Consider the following 3755-nt stretch of genomic DNA (forward strand, 5'->3'; position numbering starts at 1 on the left):
CCAGCGGGGATAAATCCCCTCGCCACAGTAGTTTTTCTTTGGCTATGGAAGTGCCTTCACCCGCAAGTCTCAAACAGCGATGGACGGCAACGGCAACCCCGTGAGCGACTCGCCACTGTTGGCCTGTTCTTCCATCAGCCAATCCACGAACTGCCTGATCAGTGCCCCACGCCGTTTACGCTGGGGCAGGACTACGTAATACCCCAGGCGCGACAGCACCGTTTCGGCGATTGGACGACAGAGCAGGCCCTGGGCCAACAAGTTATCCACAAGGTGACGCCAGCCGATGGCAACCCCCTGGCCGCCAATCGCCGCCTGGATCAGCAAGGTGTAGTTGTCGAAACGCAGTTGCCCTGGCGCCGGGGGTGAGGTGATGCCCAGCTCGCGGAAGACGCCATTCCAGTCGAACCAGTGACTGCTGTTGCCACCGCGCAAGTGCAGGAGCGGGAACTCGGATAAGGCCTGGGCGGGCAAGGGCAGGGGACGTTCCTTGAGCAACAACGGGCTGCACACCGGAAAGACTTCTTCGCTGAACAGCCAGCGACTTTCGCCCTGTTTGAAGCGACCGTCGCCGAACAGTACGGCAACGTCGATGTCGGTGCGCAACATGTTGTGATTGCGCTCGCTGGTCACCAGGCTGACGTCCACTTGCGGGTTGGCGGCGTGAAAACGATGCAGGCGCGGCATCAGCCAGTAGGCGGCGAAAGCGAAATCGGTGGCGACCTGTAACACCTCATGCTGATGTTGCGCGGTGATCGCGCTCAATCCTGCGTCGATGTTCTGCAAACCGGCCTGCACCTGTTCGAACAGCGTCGTTCCGGCCTCGGTCAGTTCTATGCCGCGGTAAATGCGATCGAACAACCGCGTGCCCAGCTGTTCCTCCAGGCGTTTGATCTGCTGGCTGATGGCCGGTTGCGTGGTGCCCAGCTCAATCGCCGCTGCCGTAAAGCTTCGTTGCCTGGCCGCTGCTTCGAAGACTCGAAACAGATCCAGGGACAGGTCACCCAAGGCGTCATACATAAGCTGTGCTTATCCTAGTCATTATCCTGCATGGGCTTTACCCCAATAGGTCGGGGGAACATGCTCAATCGCAGCAATTTCGCATAACCGCTCACTATGGAATGCCGCGATTACATGAAGCGCAAGAATATTCTTTTCATCATGGCCGATCAGATGGCCGCGCCAATGTTGCCGATCTACGGTCCTTCGCCGATCAAGCTGCCGAATCTGTCGCGCCTGGCCGACCAGGGCGTGGTGTTCGACGCCGCGTACTGCAACAGCCCGCTGTGCGCGCCGTCGCGCTTTACCCTGGTGAGCGGCCAGTTGCCCAGCAAGATCGGCGCCTATGACAACGCCGCGGATTTTCCGGCCGACGTCCCGACGTACGCCCATTACCTGCGGCGCCTCGGCTACCGCACGGCGCTGTCCGGCAAGATGCACTTCTGTGGGCCGGATCAGCTGCACGGCTATGAAGAGCGCCTGACCAGTGACATTTATCCGGCCGACTACGGTTGGGCCGTGAACTGGGATGAGCCGGACGTGCGGCCGAGCTGGTACCACAACATGTCGTCGGTGCTGCAGGCCGGGCCTTGTGTGCGTACCAACCAGTTGGATTTCGATGAAGAAGTGGTGTTCAAGGCGCAGCAGTACCTGTTCGACCACATCCGCGAGGACGGTGACCAGCCGTTCTGCCTGACCGTGTCGATGACCCACCCACACGACCCGTACACGATTCCCAAGGCTTTCTGGGATCTGTATGACGACAACGACATCCCGCTGCCGCAAACGCCGGCGCAGACCGAGCTCGACCCTCACTCCCAGCGCCTGTTGAAGGTCTATGATCTGTGGGACAAGCCGCTGCCTGTGGATAAGATTCGCGATGCCCGCCGCGCCTATTTCGGCGCGTGCAGCTATATCGACAGCAATGTGGGCAAGCTGCTGCAGACCCTTGAGGACACTGGCTTGATGGAGGACACGATCATCGTGTTCTCCGGCGATCATGGCGACATGCTCGGTGAAAAAGGGCTCTGGTACAAAATGCATTGGTTCGAGATGTCCGCGCGGGTGCCGCTGCTGGTCAGCGCTCCGGGTCAATTCGCCAGCGGCCGGGTCGGCGCGGCGGTATCCACCGCCGACTTGCTGCCCACCCTGGTGGAACTGGCCGGCGGCACGCTGGAGCCCGGTTTGCCGCTGGACGGCCGCTCGTTGGTGCCGCATCTGCAAGGGCGGGGCGGGCACGATGAGGTCTTTGGCGAATACATGGCCGAGGGCACCATCAGCCCGTTGATGATGATCCGCCGCGGCCAATGGAAATTCATCTACAGCGAAGATGATCCGTGCCTGCTGTTCGATGTCCGTAACGACCCCAAGGAACTGGAAGACCTCAGCCAGTCACCGGAGCATCAGACCCTGTTCGCCGAGTTTCTCGCCGAAGCCAGGGCCAAGTGGGACATTCCGACCATTCATCGACAGGTGCTCGCCAGCCAGCGTCGCCGTCGTTTCGTCGCCCAGGCGCTGACCCTGGGCAAACTCAAGAGCTGGGATCACCAGCCGCTGGTGGATGCCAGTCAGCAATACATGCGCAACCACATCGACCTCGACGATCTGGAGCGCAAGGCCCGTTATCCACAACCCTGCCAAAACCAATAACGAACGTAAGGGGAAGCACATGCAAAAGTTATCCACAGTACTGGCCGCTGGGCTGTTGGCGTTGAGCAGTGCCTCGGCGTGGGCCGAGCAGAGCTGCGAGACGGTAAAGATGGCTGACCCGGGTTGGAGCGATATCGCGGCGACCAATGCCATCACCGGTTTTCTGTTGGAAGGCATGGGCTACAAGCCCAAGGTCGACACCCTCGCGGTGCCGATCACGTTCGGCGGCCTCAAGGATGGCCAGGTCGATGTGTTCCTGGGCAACTGGATGCCGGCGCAGCAGGGGTTCTATGACAAATTCGTGGCTAACGGGGATGTCACCCAATTGGCCAAGAACCTGGAAGGCACCGAGTTCACCCTGGCTGTCCCGGACTACGTCTGGGATGCCGGTGTGCATAACTTTGCCGACCTGAATAAATTCGCCGACAAGTTCGAGAAGAAAATCTACGGCATCGGTTCCGGAGCGCCGGCGAACCTCTCCCTGAAGGAAATCATCAAGACCAACGATTTCGGCATGGGCGACTGGAAACTGGTGGAGTCCAGCGAGCAGGCGATGCTGGCGGAAGTGTCCCGGGCGGTGAAGAAACAGAAGTTCGTGACCTTCCTCGGCTGGACCCCGCACCCGATGAACGTGCAGCTGAAAATGCATTACCTCAAGGGCGGCGAGAAGTACTTCGGCGATACCGGCAGCGTCTATACCCTGACCCGCAAGGGTTATGCACAGGCCTGCCCGAACGTGGGCAAACTGTTGACCAACCTGAGCTTCACCCAGGAAATGGAAAACAGCATCATGGCCGACGTAGCGAACAAGAAGCTCAGCAATGCCGAGGCGGCCAAGGCCTGGATCAAGGCCAACCCGACGGTGTTGGATAAGTGGCTGGATGGCGTGAAGACCGTGGATGGCCAGGAGGCGTTGGCGGCGGTGAAGGCCAAGCTCTGATGACCCGCGTGCTCCGGATAAGCCCTCAAAAGGTGATCCGGAGCACTTTTGTGGCGAGGGGATTTATCCCCGCTGGGTCGCGGAGCGGCCCCAAACAGCTGAACGCAAATGATCTGACACACCGAGTCGACACATTAGGGCCGCTTCGCGACCCAGCGGGGATAAA

Annotated in this window: 3 protein-coding genes; 2 read left to right on the forward strand and 1 reads right to left on the reverse strand. The window is 60.2% G+C overall.

Annotated elements, in window-relative coordinates; all coding sequences use genetic code 11:
- Positions 1 to 69 precede the first annotated feature (69 nt).
- Positions 70 to 1020 carry a choline sulfate utilization transcriptional regulator gene (locus N005_RS01740; RefSeq protein WP_047698861.1) on the reverse strand — a complete coding sequence of 317 codons (951 nt, stop codon included), beginning with the start codon at positions 1018 to 1020 and terminating at the stop codon, positions 70 to 72.
- 114 nt (positions 1021 to 1134) lie between these two features.
- Between N005_RS01740 and betC the strand changes: the two genes are divergently transcribed.
- Positions 1135 to 2649 carry a choline-sulfatase gene (gene betC, locus N005_RS01745; protein WP_047698863.1) on the forward strand — a complete coding sequence of 505 codons (1515 nt, stop codon included), beginning with the start codon at positions 1135 to 1137 and terminating at the stop codon, positions 2647 to 2649.
- A 19-nt stretch (positions 2650 to 2668) separates the two neighbouring features.
- Positions 2669 to 3589, forward strand: a complete 921-nt coding sequence (gene choX, locus N005_RS01750; RefSeq protein ID WP_047698865.1) for a choline ABC transporter substrate-binding protein — start codon at positions 2669 to 2671, stop codon at positions 3587 to 3589.
- Positions 3590 to 3755 lie beyond the last annotated feature (166 nt).

Origin of the sequence: Pseudomonas mediterranea CFBP 5447, assembly GCF_000774145.1 — a bacterium.
Lineage (GTDB): Bacteria > Pseudomonadota > Gammaproteobacteria > Pseudomonadales > Pseudomonadaceae > Aquipseudomonas > Aquipseudomonas mediterranea.